Source organism: Acinetobacter sp. YH01008 (assembly GCF_013420435.1).
GTDB classification, from domain to species: domain Bacteria; phylum Pseudomonadota; class Gammaproteobacteria; order Pseudomonadales; family Moraxellaceae; genus Acinetobacter; species Acinetobacter pseudolwoffii.
Genome location: NZ_VOYD01000004.1, coordinates 78,777 through 97,003 on the forward strand (window position 1 = coordinate 78,777; position 18,227 = coordinate 97,003).

Consider the following 18,227-nt stretch of genomic DNA (forward strand, 5'->3'; position numbering starts at 1 on the left):
TGTGAGAATGATCTTTTTAAGTATGGCAACGATATGTCTAAGTCTTGCATCTATTTTGAGGTTGTTGGAAAAATGATCAATCTTCAAGTGAGAACGCGCAAAGAAATGTGAAGATAAGTAATGACTTAATCTTTATCTAAAATAAAAAATGGGGTTTAACGCTCAGTAAAATTTTAATAATGGATATTAAAAAGCCCTCTACTGGAGAGTAATGCTGATCAGTTAAAGAATTTAGAAATAGACTCTTTAACTTTTTAGTCGTTCAAGATGGAGTCTTAACTTTTTAAATCAAATATTTGTAAATCATTTGTTACTTTGGTTTCGCCCAAATGAGAAGCGAAACTTCGCAAGGAAGGCATCTTGTGATCCCTCACTGCAAAACTCGTCAGCCACTATCGACTCGTCAATTTGTCATGGAAACCATCATTTTTTTAATCTTGCGGTGCAATACACCTGAGGCCTCAAACAGTTGCGGATGACTTTGCTATCTATCAAATATAATACTGAATTTAAAAAAGAAAATGCCAGTCAATTGCTTAACTGACTGGCATTACTCTACTTGAGAGGGTTTTTATTTCATTGGTTTAAACAGGACTAAGCTTCAATGGCCTGAACAGCAATTTTCTTGGCAGGGTCAGTTTTACGACGCACTGCTGGAACCGGTTCGCCATAGTATTGACGATCGGCAAAGTAGCTTGAACGAACCATGGGTGCTGCCCAGATATTGCGGAAGCCCAGTTTTTGGCCATGTTCGGTATAACGTTCGAATTCTTCAGGGGTCACAAAGCGATCAATCGCTGCATGTTCTTTAGAAGGCTGTAGATACTGACCAATCGTCACATAGTCCACGCCGTGTGCATGTAAATCGTCAAGTAAGGCAAGCACTTCTTCTTCAGTCTCACCAATACCGACCATCAGGCCACATTTGGTTGGAATATTCGGGCAATATTCTTTAAACATTTTTAACAGGTTTAAAGAGTGCTGATAATCAGAACCTGGACGCATCGCCTTATATAAACGCGGTACTGTTTCAATATTATGATTAAACACATCGGGTGGACATTCGGTCATGATGCGCAGTGCAATATCCATACGGCCACGGAAGTCCGGTACCAGAATTTCAAGCAAAGTTTTTGGACTTAAAGCACGTGCTTCTTTAATACAATCGACAAAATGCTGCGCACCACCATCGAGTAAGTCATCACGGTCTACAGAGGTAATCACGGCATATTTCAACCCAAGATTAGCAATGGTTTCGGCCATGTGGCGCGGTTCATCTGCATCCAATGCATTTGGTCGACCATGTGCTACATCGCAAAATGGACAGCGACGGGTACAGATATCACCCATAATCATAAAGGTTGCGGTACCGCCACCAAAACATTCAGGCAGGTTTGGACAGGCTGCTTCTTCACAGACAGTATGTAGTTTTTGCTCGCGAAGCGTTGTTTTAATCCGTTGTACTTCTTCCGGCGCTGCCATCTTTACGCGAATCCAGTCCGGCTTACGTGGTGTTTCAACCGTAGGGATCACTTTTACAGGAATACGAGCGACTTTCTCTGCGCCACGAAGTTTGACACCCTGTTCAGGTTTACGGTTTTCAGACATATTCAACTTTTCCACTGTTTTTGAAGGGGGAGATGATCAAAGATAGCGCGTTTATTATAACGAACTTAGCTATAAATAGGGCAAAAAGGGGTATTCATTTAAAAAATGTTCTCATCAACCAATATATGTGAGTTAAATACACAAAATCAACAGGATTTACGTCATAATAAGCAGGTAGATTAAAGTGAATTTTTTAATTTTGAGGAGCGTTGAATGCCACGTAAAAAAGAGGTCGTTAGTGGGACTTTCGTTAAATATGATGCGGTAGTTCTAGGTTCGGGCCCTGCGGGCGAAGGCGCGGCAATGAAACTTGCCAAATCTGGTAAGCGTGTTGCAATCGTTGAGATGCGTGAACAGCTAGGTGGTAACTGTACCCATGTAGGTACCATTCCAAGTAAAGCATTGCGTCAAACGGTATCCAGTATTATCCGTTATCAACGTGATCCACTGTTTCAGAAAGTTGGGGACTGGAAACAGTTCACCATGAAGCAAGTATTGCGTCATGCGCATAAAGTGATTCAACAACAAGTAGATACACATTCACGGTTCTATGACCGTAACAAGATCGATATCTATCATGGTCGAGCCTATGTTCAGGATCAACATACTATTTTTGTATTTAGTCCAGATGGCATTAAAGAAACCTTGATGTTTAAGCAACTGGTCATTGCCAGCGGTTCGCGTCCGTATCGCCCAGAAATTCTTGATTTTAATCATCCACGTGTATTTGATTCAGATAAAATTCTGGATCTGGACTTTTCTATCCAGAAAATCATCATTTATGGCGCAGGTGTAATTGGCTGTGAATATGCATCGATTTTCATTGGTCTTGGGCATAAAGTTGATTTAATCAATACCCAGCACAAACTGTTAAGCTATCTGGATGATGAAATTTCCGATGCGCTGTCTTATCACTTGCGTGAGCAAGGTGTGCTGATTCGTCACAATGAACAGATCGACTTTTTAGAAACATTTGATGATCATGTGGTGATGCACACGCAAAGCGGCAAAAAAATTAAAGCCGATGCAATTTTGTGGTGTAACGGCCGTTCAGGTAATACCGATGGTTTAGGGCTGGAAAATGTTGGCCTGAAACCAAACAGCCGTGGTCAGTTGACGGTAAATGATCAATACCAGACTGAAGTTGAAAATATCTATGCTGCCGGTGATGTAATCGGTTGGCCGTCGCTTGCATCTGCTGCTTATGACCAAGGTCGTTGCGCGGGTGCCAATATGAGCGGTGAGCCAGACGTTGCCCCCGTTACTGATATTCCAACCGGAATTTATACCATTCCCGAGATTTCTTCGATTGGTAAAACTGAGCAGCAGTTGACTGAAGAAAAAATTCCGTATGAAGTCGGTCAGGCCTCGTTCCGTCATTTGGCGCGTGCGCAAATTACCGGTGACACTATGGGCGAATTAAAGATTTTGTTCCATCGTGAAACGCTGGAAGTTTTGGGTGTACATTGCTTCGGTAATAATGCATCTGAAATTATCCACATTGGTCAGGCGGTGATGAACAGTCCAAACAATACGATCAAGTATTTTGTGGAAACCACGTTTAACTATCCGACCATGGCGGAAGCCTACCGTGTAGCGACACTCAATGGTATGAATCGTTTATTCTAAGCGAGATGTTTGCCTTGGATTTAAAAAACCCGTAAGTGAAGGCTTGCGGGTTTTTTGTTTTAAATGCTTTAAATCAGCTAGAAGATAAAGCATTGACCAATTCAATTCGGATGAAGATAAAGTTGATTAACTTGGTTTTTAAGCAGCCATTTTTCGGCATTCTTCTGCACAACGGCGACAGGCTTCTGCACATTGCTGACAATGTTCATGTTGGTGCTGACTGCATTCCTCTGCGCAATAATCACAAGCCTTGGCACACAGCTCGCAGATTTCCTGCATAAAAGGCGATTGCTTCTGCTCCATACGCGCGCAGAGCTGACAAATATCGGCACAATCCAGACAACGCTGGATGCATTCACGCATCATTTCTACATGTTCTTCTTTTAAGCAGGCAGCTGCACAAGCAATACAGGTGAGGGAGCAGCTCATACAGGTTTGAACACAATCTGACAAATGACTGGTATTCATCTTTTTCTCCTTAAGGCGATAAACATATTCATGACTGAATACGCTAAGCAGAAAAAGGAAAACACACTAGGTTAATTAGGTGAGAAAAAGTAAAGAATAACTTGGTTATGTAAAGGATATACGAAAGAATCTTATATTGATTAAGCTTGAAAATAAAATTCACTCGAGCAGAACTGGCAATATCCCAAAAATAAAACACCGTTGAGGTGGTTAGTTCCTCAATGCTGAAAGTGTATACCTCGCTGATCTAATTCTTCTGGAAGGCTGGATTATCCCTTTTTTATTATGATGTTTCTCATTAAAACGGGCGACTACTGGCAAGACTGATCCGTTTAAGCAAATGGTACTGATCGGCTGGAAAAAGACAACGGGAGTGTAAAGTCTCGGAATTTTCTTGTTCATGAGCATCTAAGAAAATTTCCAGATTGAAATAAAATTAAAAAAGTAATGATCAGTTTATGAATAACCTTGTATTTTTATTATTCTATTGATTATGAATCATTTAAGTTATTGTGCTGTGAATTGTGTTTATTTAGCTGAGTAAATTTCAGCAGTTTAATGCGCACAAAAGGCCTGATTAAAGTATTCAAACAGCTGCGGTGTCTGGATCCATAATGCCACCGACAGAGCGAATAAAAGCAAGAGCGCCACAGCAATCGAGATTTTGAGTATGAGCATAGAATCAGTCATGCACAATTTGCTCCTCATTGACCCAGAAATGTACCAATACGCCAAAAATGCTTAAGGCAATCGACAGCATCCAGACAGCATTATAATTACCACTCAAGTCATGATTGACTCCACCAAGATAACCACCGAAAAACGAGCCGACCTGATGGGTAAAAAACACGATACCGCTGAGCATGGTCAGGTATTTCACCCCGAACATATTCGCCACAATGCCGTTGGTGAGCGGAACGGTCGATAGCCAGAGTAATCCCATAATGACACCAAAGGCATAGACTGTCCATGTGCTCAGTGGCAGCATGAGAAAGGCAGTAATTGCGATCCCGCGTAAGCCATAGAGACCCATCAACAAATGCGGTTTGGAATATTTACCCCCGAGCCAGCCTGCAGTATAGGTGCCGACCACATTAAATAGACCCACCAATGCCAGAAAAATAGTCCCTGTGGTGGCATTAAAACCGTGATCAATCAGATAACCCGGCAGGTGAATGCCAATAAATACCACCTGGAAACCGCAGACAAAAAAGCCCATAGACAGAAACCAGAAGGGTTTATGATTTTTCACTACCAGCAGAATCTGTTTAAAACTGAGGGACACTTTATTGGGTGTAGATGCTGCATTTGGATGAATATACATTGGTGCTTTCAGCATCCAGGCCAGTGGTACAATCAGGGCAATCAAAATCGCACTGACCACCAATGCTCCTGACCAACCGACATTCTGTAACAGCAACAGGGTCGAAGGCAGCATGATAAACTGGCCAAAAGATCCGGCCGCACTGGCAATACCCATCGCCAGACTGCGTTTTTCTGGTGGTGCAGCACGTCCTACAGCAGACAGTAAAACCGGGAAAGATGTTGCAGACAGGGCCAGACCTAAAATCAGGCCCACACTCAGATTTAACAGCAGTCCAGTAGAACTGACCGCCATGAGTAGCAAGCCCACGGCATAGAGTGCCCCACCTACGGCAACGACAATCTTGCTGCCATATTTATCTGCGAAGGCTCCAGTAATGGGTTGTACTGCTCCCCAGATCAGGTTTTGCATGGCAATCGCCAAGCTAAAAACATTATGTCCCCAACCAAATTCATCACTCATCGGCACCAGATAAAGACCAAATGCATGACGTACGCCCAATGACAATGCCAGAATGATAGCGGAGCCAATCAGCATAAAAATAAGCGCTTTGGAAAATGGAGTATCGGACATAGGGTGAGCATGCAGATGAAATAAGCGCTTATGGTATTCGATTCAAGCTATGGAGGCGATAAAATAAAAATTAATCAAAAGATAAATTTTTTTTATCAATATTTTAAGCTTAAAAAAACGGCCGAAGCCGTTTTCCTAAAACCTGATCTTGAAATTAGAAACGCATCCCGAATCCTGCATAGGCCAGAATAGGATTGATTTCCACATCAGCTTTTGAGCTAATCAGGGTTTGTCCGGTATTTTCATTAATTACTGTAATTTTAGATTCATTTTTCAAATGGGCATAAGATACTGAACCAACTGCAAACCATTTCTCATTGAAATCATAAGTGAAGCCCACAGTCGCTACGGGAGCAAAGGCATCGGTAGCCTCAAGATCCACTTTCATTCTGCCAGTACTGTCCTTCATTTCCAAGGAAGCACCAGCATTCTGATTAATAATATTCTGGATCATATGACCTGCAGCAACGAGATCAGATTCAATGCCTTTATCCATTTCAAGCTCATTGAAATAAGCGTACATTAAGCCTACCCCTACATAAGGTCTGAATTTATTGACCCCGGTTTTACCAAAATGATACTGGAATTCAAAAGCAGGGGTCCAGGCACGTGCTTCTGCTGCTTTGCTAGACTGGGCTAGATCTGTAATTCTAATGTCATTAGCAAGATTCAAATTACCTGCAATCCCGCCTAATGGCGTTGCCACAGCGGCAAATGGCGCATAGATTGTGCCTTTGCCCTTGATATCGACCTTGGGAGGAATGCCGGCTTTCATTTCAAACGAAATATTATCGGTAAAATAGTAGTTGGACATAATGCCTAAGGTAGTGACATCATCGGCTTCCAGACCTGTTCCTGGATTATCCCATTCTGAAAGACCATATACGTAGGAATCTCCAGAAAGGCCACTAGATACTTTACCCCCAAATGCACCAATTAGTCTGACTAATCCTTCAACCACACGGTTTGGTTTGCGGTCGGGGTCAAGGTTGTCTATGACGGTTTGCGCCTGAATATCTCCAACTTTAGATTGATAGCCTTCATTAATCGCAGTATTGACACGAACAGGCTGTGCTTTACCTTGCGGCATGACATGCAAGGCACCGACTGATACAGAAAAGCGCTTAAAGCCATCTCCATCCTGCAGACTAAAATAAGGTGAATCTGCATGTGCAACCATAGGTAAAGTGGCTAGGCCTGCCATACATGCCAGCATTGTTTTCATTGATTTGGAACTCCATGTCCACTGTGTTTATTCGTTTTTCTAGTAAATTTATTATGTGAATTTCATTAAAAAATTCAGTTATAGAACAACAGGTCAAAGGTTAACCGTTGGTTAATATTTGTATCTATCGTATATTTTATGTTTTGTGGGATTGGGTTATTTAGATCAAACTACCTGAAAAATAGCTATTTAAGTCCATTATGCCCAGCTGGCCTTAGAAAACATTTGGTCTTTTTATCAGCATGTTTTTGATTTTGTATTTGACGCTCATGTTTGAGTTGAGACAAAGCACAGGGGGGGAAGTGGTTTGAGAATTGGCTAGTTTTTTTCTGCATGACTGCAGCCAGAAAAAGAGCTGGATGAATTTATCCTAGATCATGCTACCCAGTCACCTGAGTTTTTTTGTACAATAGGCACATATATTATTGAGTGAATCATATGAGCACCCAAACGCCTCCCCAAAAAAAGCCCCTAGTTAATTTGCCTTTCCCGATCAAACAAGCGGAGCAAAATGCTGCGGAAGAAGTTCTGGAAGATTTAAGACCAAGACCGCAGCGTTATGCTGACCGTACCTGGATGCCGCCACGCGGTACGCGTCGTTCAATGGGTAAACGTTAATTGGTCGAACTCAAAAAGCTATGATGAGTCATGGCTTTTTTTGTGTAAATTTTTAGATATTCAGCAATTAATATTTCATCTATTTCCTTATTTCTCGAGCAGATAAAACCCTGGCCAGATTTTTCTCATTTCTCATTTGCATGATCTTGATCGAATACATGCAGCATCTCAAAAAGCTCATCGCTAAGCAGAATAAAATAATTAGTTGATCTATTGACCTTGCACATCTTATACCCATAAAAAAGCCAATTCAGAAATTGGCTTTTAGAGAGATAAGTTATTAGCGAATAGTTTTACGTGCTTTATTTTCCGGTTTCGGTGGCGCAATTTCTCGTACTCCTTGCCATACATCAATAAAGTCTTTTTCATTGAGATTATATAGCTCAAGTAGCGCTAAAATTACACCACCAAACAGCATGCCGCCTTCTGAATGACTCTGGAAGTCGACCAGTTTAGTATTTAGGTTATGCAGAATATCTTCAATTTCAAAGACACGTTCCCGCCCATTGCTGTCGGTTGGATAGATCTGGGTATTTAAAATAATTCTTGCCAGACTTTTTTCATTTTCACTTAGTGGTAGTTCTTCAATCAGTTCATCCGTCGCCGGAGTTAAAATGACTGAATCACGGAATATGGTATGTAGGAAATTTGCTGTTAGTTTAGGTAAAGGTTTTTCTACAAAAGGGCGAAAAGATTGCGGGAAAATGACATTGCGTGAAATGCCTTTAAACATCGGTGCAATTTCTTCGACTTTATAACCTGCGATCCCGCATCCTAAAGACGTAATAAAATATTTATTTTTAGAATGGTTTTTGGTGTAAATCTTGAAGTCATCGATATAGTGCTGGATTTGTGACAGCGGCATTTGCTGCAAATGCTCGTTCATGGTTGGAATGGCATAGCTTTGACCCGACCAGCCACGACCGACGCCCATGACTGCACCAAAATGCTCAAGCGCTGTTCTTGCTGCGCCTGCGCTATGCTGACCCGCCAGATTGCTGCCAAAAACAAACACGGTATTTTCCGGAAGGGATTTAACAATATTTTCATCGTGATAGTGGTAAGTCATAATTGTCTATTCGAGGCCATCCTGATCTTCATGTTGCCTTTGATCGGGGTTGGGGTCAAGTAAAAAGCAGGGATGGCCTGAATGTTGAAAGACTGACTAAATATGAGAATTCTCAACATATTTCTCGACTGTCATCATCTGTTGGATTTCGGTATTTTGGCTATGGAATCTGCTCCGGCAAGTCTGAAATCTGCTAAAATTCCTGATCCGCATTCGAGTTGAGACATGTAGCTGTGACTGATAAGCAACCCTTTGAATTAGTAACCAGTTATCAACCCGCAGGTGATCAGCCACAGGCCATTGAAAAGCTGGTCAAGGGTATTGAACAGGGCTTTCATGATCAGCTTTTACTGGGCGTTACCGGGTCGGGTAAGACTTATACCATGGCCAATGTAATTGCACAGACCCAGCGTCCGACCATTGTCATGGCACATAACAAAACGCTGGCTGCACAGCTTTATGGCGAATTTAAAGCATTTTTCCCGAATAACGCCGTCGAGTATTTTGTCAGTTATTATGATTATTATCAGCCGGAAGCTTATGTGCCATCTTCAGATACTTTTATCGAGAAAGATGCCGCAATTAATGACCATATTGACCAGATGCGTCTTTCCGCGACCCGATCATTATTAGAACGTCGTGATGCAATTATTGTCGCATCAGTTTCTGCAATTTATGGTTTGGGTGATCCGAATGCCTACATGAGCATGTTGCTGCATGTGGTGGAAGGCGACCGCATTGGTCGTGATGACATTATCCGCCGTCTGGTCGAAATGCAGTATTCGCGTAATGAACTGGAATTCCTGCGCGGTACTTATCGTATTCGTGGGGAAATTATCGATATTTTTCCGGCAGAATCGGATCAGGATGCCATCCGGATTGAACTGTTTGATGATGAAGTCGACTCCATCCGCTGGTTTGATCCACTGACCGGAAAAATGGTGCGCAAAGTCCCGCGGGTGACGATTTATCCCAAAAGTCACTATGTCACGCCAAAAGACAATTTATCCCGCGCGATTGAAACCATTCGGGAAGAACTCAAAGAACGACTGGTGTTCTTTCGTGAAAATGACAAATTGCTGGAAGCGCAGCGGATTGAACAGCGTACCCGTTATGATCTGGAAATGATGCAGCAGTTGGGCTATACCAATGGCATCGAAAACTACTCGCGTCATTTGTCTGGACGTCCTTCAGGCGAGGCGCCGCCAACCCTGTTCGATTATATTCCCGATGATGCCTTGCTGATTATTGATGAATCGCATGTGACTGTGCCACAAATTGGTGCCATGTATAAAGGCGACCGTTCGCGCAAAGAAAATCTGGTGAATTACGGCTTCCGTTTGCCAAGCGCGCTAGATAACCGCCCGATGAAATTTGAAGAATGGGAACGCATTGTCCCGACCACCGTTTATGTCAGCGCAACGCCAGCACGTTATGAACTGGAAAAATCGCAGCAGATTGTCGAGCAGGTGGTACGTCCGACCGGTCTGATCGATCCTGAAATTGAAATTCGTCCGGTACTGACGCAAGTCGATGATGTACTTTCAGAAATTAATCTGCGCAAAGATATCAATGAGCGGGTACTGGTCACCACCTTGACCAAGCGCATGGCAGAAGACCTGACCTCTTATTTAAAAGAGTACGGGATTAAGGTCGCTTATTTACACTCGGATATCGACACCGTTGAGCGCGTCAAGATTATTCATGAGCTGCGTACTGGCGTACACGATGTGCTGGTCGGGATTAACCTGCTGCGTGAAGGTCTGGATATGCCGGAAGTGTCACTGGTTGCGATTCTGGATGCCGATAAAGAAGGTTTCCTGCGTTCTGAGCGTTCTCTCATTCAGACTATCGGGCGTGCTGCGCGTAACCTGAAAGGGAGGGCGATTTTGTATGCAGATCGAATAACTGACTCAATGCAAAAAGCCATTGATGAGACAGATCGACGTCGTGCCAAGCAGATTCAGTTTAATGAAGAGCATGGTATTACTCCGCGTAGCGCAGTCCGTCAGGTAATCAAGGAAATCGATACCGGTGAAATATTGGATGATGATTCAATTGAATTGAAAGCTTCTGATCAGGCGCGCGCGATCAGTGCAGATGAACGACATATCATGGCAGACCCGAAAATGTTTGCGAAGCATATTAACAAGCTTGAAAAGGAAATGCTGAAAGCCTCTAAAGAGTTACAGTTTGAGCAGGCTGCACGTCTGCGTGATGAAATTTTGCGCTTAAAAGCCCAGATGTTTGATTGATTTTTTTACATGAAGTTTTATTTCGATGACCTAAAGTCAATCATAAACCAAACATAATGTAACAAATCAAGTGCTTGGATAAGGCTATTGTAAGAACAGAAAATTTTTAAATAAATATTTTGTGAACATATAATAGGTATTTTTATGACAACTCAAAATTCTTCAGGTAATGGATTGAAGCTGGCAAAAATTGCTGTGGGTAGTGCGGTTCTTCTTGGTTTGGGCGCAGCGACGATGGCCTATGCGCAAAAGGAGCCATTACCGACCGTTGAAAAAGTAGAACTGGACCGTTATTTGGGGACTTGGTATGAAGTGGCGCGCAAGCCTTTGTCTTTTCAAAATAAATGCGATCGTGATGTCACTGCAACCTATACCTTGAATGAAAATGGCAATATTGTGGTCGATAACCGCTGTACTAAAAAAGATGGTCAGCCCACCCAATCCTTGGGTGAGGCATTTGTGCAAGATCCACCGCAAAATACCAAATTAAAAGTCAGTTTCCTGCCCGACTTTATTCGCTGGATTCCGGTCGGGCGTGGCGATTATTGGGTCTTAAAACTGGATGAGAATTATCAAACCGTTCTGGTCGGTGAGCCTAAACGTAAATACATGTGGATACTGTCACGTAATCCGCAATTAGATAAAAATGTTGTAAACGAATATTTGCAATATGCACAGTCTGTGGGTTATGACCTGAGTGATGTGATTCATACCAAACAAACGCAAAGATAGAAATATCTTCTTAATCGAAACCATGCTTAGGCATGGTTTTTTATTTTTATGAGCAAAAATATATTTCAAAGTAGGGTAGTGATTTCACTTTAAATAGATGAAGCATCAAGCTTTCTAGTGTACTAATCGTTATAATGCCGGCGAATGAAAGTAGAGTTTGACTATGTATAAAGGCATTGCGTTATCTGTATTGGCCTCGGTGGTTTTCGGGGTGCTCTATGTATTTACGCCTTTCTTGCAGCCTTTAGATAGTGAACAGACCTTTGCCTGGCGCATGCTGGCCACGATTCCGTTTTTAACTGCCTTTATGTGGTGGTCGGGTGATCTGCAACATATCAGCAGTATCTTTAAGCGGGTTTTACAGCAACCTGCGTTTTTGATCTGGTTGCTGATCAGCTCTTTGTTATGTACCACACAGTTATGGCTGTTCTTGTGGGGCCCTATTAATGGCCGTGGCCTAGAAGTCTCACTCGGTTATTTTTTGTTGCCTCTGGTGATGGTGCTGGTCGGCTGTATGCTCTATAAAGAGAAATTATCATCATTCCAGATGGTCGCTGTCGCTTTGGCGGTATTGGGTGTGGGGCATGAGATCTGGCGAATTGGTTCAATTGCATGGGAAACGGTCTATGTGGCTTTGGCCTATCCTTTGTATTTCTTCATGCGGCGTAAATTTGCTACGGATCATCTGGGGGGCTTCTGGTGGGATCTATTTCTGATTTTGCCCGCTGCATTTTATCTGGGTTTTATTTATAGCGACTCGATGCAGCTCATGTTAAATCATTCTCATTTAATCTGGGCAGTATTGGTATTGGGTTTTTTGAGCGCACTGGGACTCGGTAGCTATATTCTCGCCAGCCGATATTTACCCTTTGTGATCTTTGGATTGTTGAGTTATCTGGAACCTGTGCTGTTGGCCTTTGCCTCGATGGCTTTGGGGGAGCGTGTGGAAGCTGGCGAGTGGCTGACTTATATTCCAATTTGGCTTGCCGTATTGGTGCTGGTGATTGAAGGAATTCTGCATCTATTTAAGCAGCGTAAACAGCAATTAGCACTTAAGAAAAATCTGGCAAACTATCAGGATCGACTAGACTCTTAAAATTAAAAAGAGATCGAATGAATAAACAACATTTAACAAATTTCTGCTCCGTACGGGAAAACGCATGCTTTTAAAATTTTTGAATGCAAAATCATTTAGCTAATTGCAACTATTTCCCAGATTTATAGTGAATATACGTTAAAAACCACTCGTCTCGGTGAGCTTTTGATTCAAAGTTGCCTCCAATTCCATTACAATTATGGGGTTTTGAAATTTATGCCTAGATTTACAATTAATTAGAGGACGTATCTGTGAGCAAAGACACTATCGTTGCCCTACATGCAGAGCACCAAGGTCGCTGGAAAAACCGTGAAGAACTTGCGGAACGCATGATTGCCCTTGTTGGTCAGTTATATCGTGAAAAAAATATTGTAGCTACAGTTTATGGTCGCTCTTTAATTAACCGTTCTGTGATTCAGATCTTGAAAGCACACCGCCGTACTCGCGTACTCGATGTTGAACTTTCGGTTGTAAATACATTCCCAATTCTTGAAGCATTGGCGAAAGTTGAGAACATCGGTTCTGCTGAAGTTGATCTAGGTAAACTTGCTGTTGAATTTAAAGAAAAAGGCGGCGACATCGATGCATTTGTTGCAGACGTTGTTAAATCTCTAGAAGGCAATGCTGCTGCTGTAGAACATAAAGACGTAGTTCTTTATGGTTTCGGTCGTATCGGTCGTATCCTGGCACGTTTGATGATTGGTCAATCAGGTCTGGGTCGCGGTCTTAGCCTGAAAGCGATCGTGGTTCGTAAATCATCTGATGGTGATTTGGAAAAACGTGCATCTCTACTGCGTCGTGACTCGATTCATGGCCCATTTGCAGGCACGATTTCTGTAGATGAAGAAAACGAAGCAATTATTGCAAACGGTAACTTCATTAAAGTGATCTATGCGTCTAATCCTTCTGAAGTGGATTACACAGCATATGGTATTAACAATGCACTTGTGATCGACAACACTGGTAAATGGCGTGATGCTGAAGGTCTTGCTCAACACCTGAAATGCCCGGGCGCTGCTCGTGTTATTTTGACTGCACCTGGTAAAGGTGACATGAAGAATGTGGTTTACGGTGTGAACCAGGCGGACATCCTTGCTGAAGATAGCATCATCTCTGCCGCAAGCTGTACGACTAACGCAATTACTCCAACACTGAAAGTATTGCATGATAAATACACCGTGTTAAATGGTCATGTTGAAACAGTTCACTCGTTCACAAACGACCAGAACTTGATCGATAACTACCATAAAGCGGATCGTCGTGGCCGTGCTGCAACATTGAACATGGTCATTACTGAAACTGGCGCAGCGAAAGCAGTTGCTAAAGCGCTTCCAGCACTTCAAGGTAAATTGACAGGTAACTCTGTACGTGTTCCTACGCCAAACGTATCACTTGCAATTCTTAACCTGACTTTAGGTCAAGACGTTGATCGTGATGAAGTGAATGAATACATTCGTCAGATTTCAATCGGTTCGATCCTTCAAGGTCAAATCGGTTATACCAACTCGACTGAAGTGGTCTCTTCTGACTTTATTGGTTCACGCACTGCAGGTGTATTTGACGCGCAAGCAACAATCACTTCAGGCAACCGTTTAACTGCTTATGTTTGGTACGATAACGAAGTGGGTTATAGCTGCCAGGTATTACGTATTGCTGAACAAATGGGCGGCGTAAGCTATCCTAAAGTTCCTGCAGAAACAAATGCATAATTTGTTGATGTAGTTTAAAAAAGAGTCTCTATGGAGGCTCTTTTTTTATACTTATTTTTTATTGAAGTCGGGTGGATTCGATTCAATCACGAAATGTAAATCAGCTTGCTGACGAAATATTAATCTGTTAGCTTACAAAGAGTAAGTATATTAAAATCAGTAAGTAATAAAATCCCGAGATAGATTTATGACAAATTATGCAATTAGTCCGTTACTAGGGCAGGTTTTATCAACTGAATGTCCATCACGTGAAATATTGGAACATCTTGCCAATAAATGGTCGGTCTTGGTGTTGCGTTGCCTGAGTGAAGGTGTGCATCGTTTTAGTGAACTGAAACAACGGATTGAAGGGGTGAGTGAAAAGATGCTCTCCCAGACTTTAAAAGTGCTGGAACAAGATGGTTTTGTGCTCAGAACGGTTTATCCGGTTGTGCCGCCCAAAGTGGAATATCAGTTGACCATTACCGGTTCACAAGCTGCGGATAAAGTGATGCAAATGATTCACTGGATTGAACGTGGTTTACCGGAAATTTTGGAAAATAAACAACGTGTTGCCAAATAGAAGCTAAATTGCTTTTGGGGTAGCAAGAGACGAAAAAGTCAGAAAATCTGTTGGCTACTTTACTGGCAGTGTATGCAATCATTTTAGTTTTATGCATTGCGATTTATGCAATCTTCAAACTTTTAGATGTTGATATTGCTTTAGCGACCAATCTCTTGCTTTGGTCAGCAGGGATATTTGCACCGATTGCCGTGTTGATGACATATACGAGTTGGTGAGAGCAAAAAAGTGCTGAAACAATTGCAGAGTATAGTAATGAGATATATAAAAAATTTATTCATTATTGCAGAGTTCTAGAAAACTATTCCTTAACATGGCCAAAGCGAAAAGATACAGCAATGGTTACGAAAGAACTTGAAAGTTATTTTGAGGATATTTATCCAATATTAATTCTATATTTTGATTTTCTTAGAGAGTTAAATAAGTATGAATTAGTGGAAAAAACTCTACGATTTGAGAGAGTGCATTATGATCTATTGCAAGTAATGGAAGCTATTGATGAAGAGGAGGATTTGGAAAAATGGTGTGAGTATTCAAATGAATAGCCTATATATTCAGTTGGGGCTACACAGATACTTAAACAAATTAATAATGATTTAGTAAAAATAATATTTCATAATAGCTGAATAACAAAAGGAATAAACCGCTCAATTTATTCCTTTGTGAATCAAGCGTTTTGCATTTTCTTAAAATCCAAGCGATCAATCATTAAAATTCCAATCGAGAAAACTAAACCTAATACTACACATCCAATCCATTCAAAGTGTTGCCAAGCATAGACTGCACTAAGCGAACCTAAAGCGGCACCACTAAAGTAAATCGTCATATAGACTGCATTAATACGTGAACGCGATTTAAGATCAATCCGATAAACCAGATTCTGATTCAAAACATGGAAGGCTGTCAGACCAAAGTAGGCCATCAGCACACCAATCGCATAGATTACAATATTGTGCTGGGCAAAATATAAGGGCAGTGTAGAGCCGAACATCAGGACAATGCATAGCTTGGCGACCAGATTTTCTCTACCTTGTCCTACGGTTTTGCCTGACCAGCTTGATGAATAAATCCCGATCACACCCAGTAAGCCAAATAACCCAATTTCGAAATCGGTGAAATAATAAGGTGCATTGCCTAATACAAAAGTCATCGAGGTAAAGATCATCGATAAAATTCCAAAACCCAAGGCACCCGCACAGGCACGCCGGATTAAATGTGGATTCTGACCTGCAAGGCTAAACAAAGAGCGGTAAATGTCACCAATAGTTAAGCCTGCCTGAGCTTGAGTATCGGGTAGTTTTTTCCACATGAGTGCTGCAAAGAGCAAGGTGATCACACCGCTGGATAAATACACACCTTCCCAAGACCAGTAAGTGGAAACAAAGCCGGCAAAGGTACGTGACAGAATAATTCCCATCACCAACCCACTCATCAGCTTACCCACTGTAGCAGCGCTGGATTCAGGTGGGCTAATGGTCGATGCAAAAGGAATTAAGATCTGCGCCGAGATTGCGCCAAAGGTGGCACACAAGGTAAACAGATATAACATTGATAAAGTCGTACTGAATGAAAGCAATATCTGCGAAATGGCTGCAAAGACCATCAGGTTAACGATCAGTTTGCGTTTATTCAGAAAGTCTCCCAAAGGAACCAAAAGCATTAAGCCGAGGACATAACCAATCTGTGCAATCACCACGGCAAAACCGGCCTGACTGGTACTAATGCCCAGACTTTTCTCGATTGAATAGATCAGAGGCTGGTTAAAATAGGCAGAGCCTGCACATAAGCCACATGCCATTGCCATCAATAATACAAATTGTGATGACAATGGACTGACAGATTTCCTTTCTGAATTGCTCATAGGCCCGACTCTTTTAACATTGCCTACACTATAGGCAGTTGCACGACAAAGCAGAAATAATTAAAAACAATCAAGTGATCATTAAAAAGTATATTAAAACAAAAGCATAGAGCTTAGTTTTGAAACTTATCAAAAATTAATGGCTGCTCAATAACATGACAGGATTAAATAAGCGATCTTCATGGAATAGCATATAAATATAGTCGAGAAATTCTTTAAAATATGGCAGAATATGGGGTTTTAAAGTTTTTAGAGGATTGGCAATATGCGCTTTGTTGATGAAGCAGTCATTACCGTAGAGGCTGGCGACGGTGGCAATGGCGTAGCCAGTTTTCGCCGTGAAAAATTCGTGCCATTTGGTGGTCCAGATGGTGGTGATGGTGGTCGTGGTGGCAGTATTTATATACAGGCTGACGACAACACCAGTACGCTAGTTGATTATCGTTATACACGTAAATTCCGTGCAGAACGAGCAAAAAATGGCCGTGGGGCGAACTGTGCTGGTCGTGGCGGTGAAGACACCGTATTAAAAGTTCCAGTCGGAACAACAATTGTAGATGTTGAGTCTGGCGACATTATTGGCGATTTGATCGAAGATGGTCAACGCGTGAAAGTGGCAGCAGGCGGTGACGGTGGTTTAGGAAATACGCACTTTAAATCATCGACCAACCGTTCACCACGTAAGTGTACGCATGGTCAAAAAGGCGAATTCCGTGAAATCCGTCTGGAGCTTAAAGTTCTGGCAGATGTCGGCTTGCTGGGTATGCCAAATGCGGGTAAATCAACCTTCATTCGTGCAGTATCGGCTGCAAAACCAAAAGTTGCAGATTATCCATTTACTACCATGGTGCCAAACCTGGGTGTGGTCGATGCTGACAGTCACCGTTCATTCGTGATGGCCGATATTCCGGGTCTGATTGAAGGCGCATCTGAAGGTGCAGGTCTGGGGATTCGCTTCCTGAAGCATCTGGCACGTACCCGTATCTTGTTACACATCGTTGATGTACAACCGATTGATGGTTCAGATCCGGCGCATAATGCCAAAGCAATTTTGAAAGAGTTAGAAAATTTCTCCCCAACACTTTCAAAACTGCCGATCGTATTGGTGCTGAATAAAGTCGACCAATTGGCTGAAGAAACACGTGAAGAATGGTGTACTCATATTCTTGAAGAATTGCAGTGGGAAGGCCCGGTTTTTGAAACTTCTGGCTTAACCGCTGAAGGTACCAAAGACGTGGTTTACTACCTGATGGATCAGATCGAAGAGCAGCGTGAACGCGAAGCTGAAGATCAAGAATATGCAGCAGAAATGAAAGCATTCCGTGATCAGCTTGAAGCTGAAACACGTGAACAAACCATCGCTGCAAAAGAAGCGTATCGTGAGATGCGTCGTCAGCAACGTCTTGCCGGTATTCTGGGCGACGATGAAGATGATGAAGATGGCGATGATGATAGTGATGTGGAAGTGTACTACGTACGCTAATCTCTGAGAGAAGAG

Annotated in this window: 16 protein-coding genes; 9 read left to right on the plus strand and 7 right to left on the minus strand. The window is 42.2% G+C overall.

The features are described 5' to 3' along the window. Positions 1–594: 594 nt before the first annotated feature. Positions 595–1,608, minus strand: a complete 1,014-nt coding sequence (gene lipA, locus FTT75_RS04475) for a lipoyl synthase (protein WP_180072149.1) — start codon at positions 1,606–1,608, stop codon at positions 595–597. A 213-nt stretch (positions 1,609–1,821) separates the two neighbouring features. On the opposite strand from lipA, the gene sthA reads away from it, so the two are divergent. Next, complete coding sequence (sthA, locus tag FTT75_RS04480; RefSeq protein ID WP_100328758.1) at positions 1,822–3,237, plus strand: Si-specific NAD(P)(+) transhydrogenase; 1,416 nt, start codon at positions 1,822–1,824, stop codon at positions 3,235–3,237. A 138-nt stretch (positions 3,238–3,375) separates the two neighbouring features. Here the strand turns inward: sthA and FTT75_RS04485 are convergent, their stop codons facing one another. The 4 genes from FTT75_RS04485 to FTT75_RS04495 all read right to left on the minus strand — a co-directional run bounded on the left by FTT75_RS04485 (position 3,376) and on the right by FTT75_RS04495 (position 6,827). Continuing rightward, the gene (locus FTT75_RS04485) at positions 3,376–3,705 is read right to left on the minus strand and encodes a four-helix bundle copper-binding protein (protein ID WP_100355231.1); all 330 of its coding nucleotides are present in this window, start codon (positions 3,703–3,705) and stop codon (positions 3,376–3,378) included. 555 nt (positions 3,706–4,260) lie between these two features. Then, a complete protein-coding gene (locus FTT75_RS15805) occupies positions 4,261–4,395 on the minus strand; it encodes a hypothetical protein (protein ID WP_005096435.1) in 135 nt (44 codons plus the stop codon). After that, positions 4,388–5,602: an MFS transporter gene (locus FTT75_RS04490; protein WP_005171778.1), complete on the minus strand. Its 1,215-nt coding sequence runs from the start codon at positions 5,600–5,602 to the stop codon at positions 4,388–4,390. Before FTT75_RS04490 ends, FTT75_RS15805 begins: the two co-directional genes overlap by 8 nt. A gap of 154 nt (positions 5,603–5,756) precedes the next feature. Then, complete coding sequence (locus tag FTT75_RS04495; protein ID WP_074383021.1) at positions 5,757–6,827, minus strand: OmpW family protein; 1,071 nt, start codon at positions 6,825–6,827, stop codon at positions 5,757–5,759. A 438-nt stretch (positions 6,828–7,265) separates the two neighbouring features. Between FTT75_RS04495 and FTT75_RS04500 the strand changes: the two genes are divergently transcribed. Next, positions 7,266–7,445, plus strand: a complete 180-nt coding sequence (locus FTT75_RS04500) for a hypothetical protein (RefSeq protein ID WP_074383020.1) — start codon at positions 7,266–7,268, stop codon at positions 7,443–7,445. Positions 7,446–7,725: 280 nt separating this feature from the next. Here FTT75_RS04500 and FTT75_RS04505 read toward each other — a convergent pair whose 3' ends face one another. Continuing rightward, positions 7,726–8,514, minus strand: coding sequence for a hypothetical protein (locus FTT75_RS04505; protein WP_180096460.1), 789 nt, complete (start codon positions 8,512–8,514; stop codon positions 7,726–7,728). A gap of 233 nt (positions 8,515–8,747) precedes the next feature. On the opposite strand from FTT75_RS04505, the gene uvrB reads away from it, so the two are divergent. The 6 genes from uvrB (at position 8,748) to FTT75_RS04535 (ending at position 15,413) form a co-directional block, all read left to right on the plus strand. Beyond that, on the plus strand, positions 8,748–10,769 hold the full coding sequence (gene uvrB, locus FTT75_RS04510; protein ID WP_005096439.1) for an excinuclease ABC subunit UvrB: 2,022 nt from the start codon (positions 8,748–8,750) through the stop codon (positions 10,767–10,769). 144 nt (positions 10,770–10,913) lie between these two features. Further along, positions 10,914–11,501: a lipocalin family protein gene (locus FTT75_RS04515; RefSeq protein WP_180185952.1), complete on the plus strand. Its 588-nt coding sequence runs from the start codon at positions 10,914–10,916 to the stop codon at positions 11,499–11,501. Positions 11,502–11,664: 163 nt separating this feature from the next. Further along, complete coding sequence (gene rarD / locus FTT75_RS04520; protein ID WP_180185953.1) at positions 11,665–12,597, plus strand: EamA family transporter RarD; 933 nt, start codon at positions 11,665–11,667, stop codon at positions 12,595–12,597. A 251-nt stretch (positions 12,598–12,848) separates the two neighbouring features. Continuing rightward, a complete protein-coding gene (locus FTT75_RS04525) occupies positions 12,849–14,306 on the plus strand; it encodes a glyceraldehyde-3-phosphate dehydrogenase (protein WP_159515944.1) in 1,458 nt (485 codons plus the stop codon). A gap of 187 nt (positions 14,307–14,493) precedes the next feature. Next, on the plus strand, positions 14,494–14,868 hold the full coding sequence (locus FTT75_RS04530; protein WP_005171768.1) for a helix-turn-helix domain-containing protein: 375 nt from the start codon (positions 14,494–14,496) through the stop codon (positions 14,866–14,868). 338 nt (positions 14,869–15,206) lie between these two features. Further along, positions 15,207–15,413: a hypothetical protein gene (locus FTT75_RS04535; RefSeq protein WP_180185954.1), complete on the plus strand. Its 207-nt coding sequence runs from the start codon at positions 15,207–15,209 to the stop codon at positions 15,411–15,413. A 122-nt stretch (positions 15,414–15,535) separates the two neighbouring features. Here FTT75_RS04535 and FTT75_RS04540 read toward each other — a convergent pair whose 3' ends face one another. Continuing rightward, positions 15,536–16,729, minus strand: a complete 1,194-nt coding sequence (locus FTT75_RS04540) for an MFS transporter (protein ID WP_180185955.1) — start codon at positions 16,727–16,729, stop codon at positions 15,536–15,538. A gap of 265 nt (positions 16,730–16,994) precedes the next feature. Here FTT75_RS04540 and cgtA point away from each other — a divergent pair, with 265 nt between their 5' ends. Further along, a complete protein-coding gene (gene cgtA / locus FTT75_RS04545; RefSeq protein WP_180000441.1) occupies positions 16,995–18,212 on the plus strand; it encodes an Obg family GTPase CgtA in 1,218 nt (405 codons plus the stop codon). The last annotated feature ends 15 nt before the right edge of the window (positions 18,213–18,227 follow it).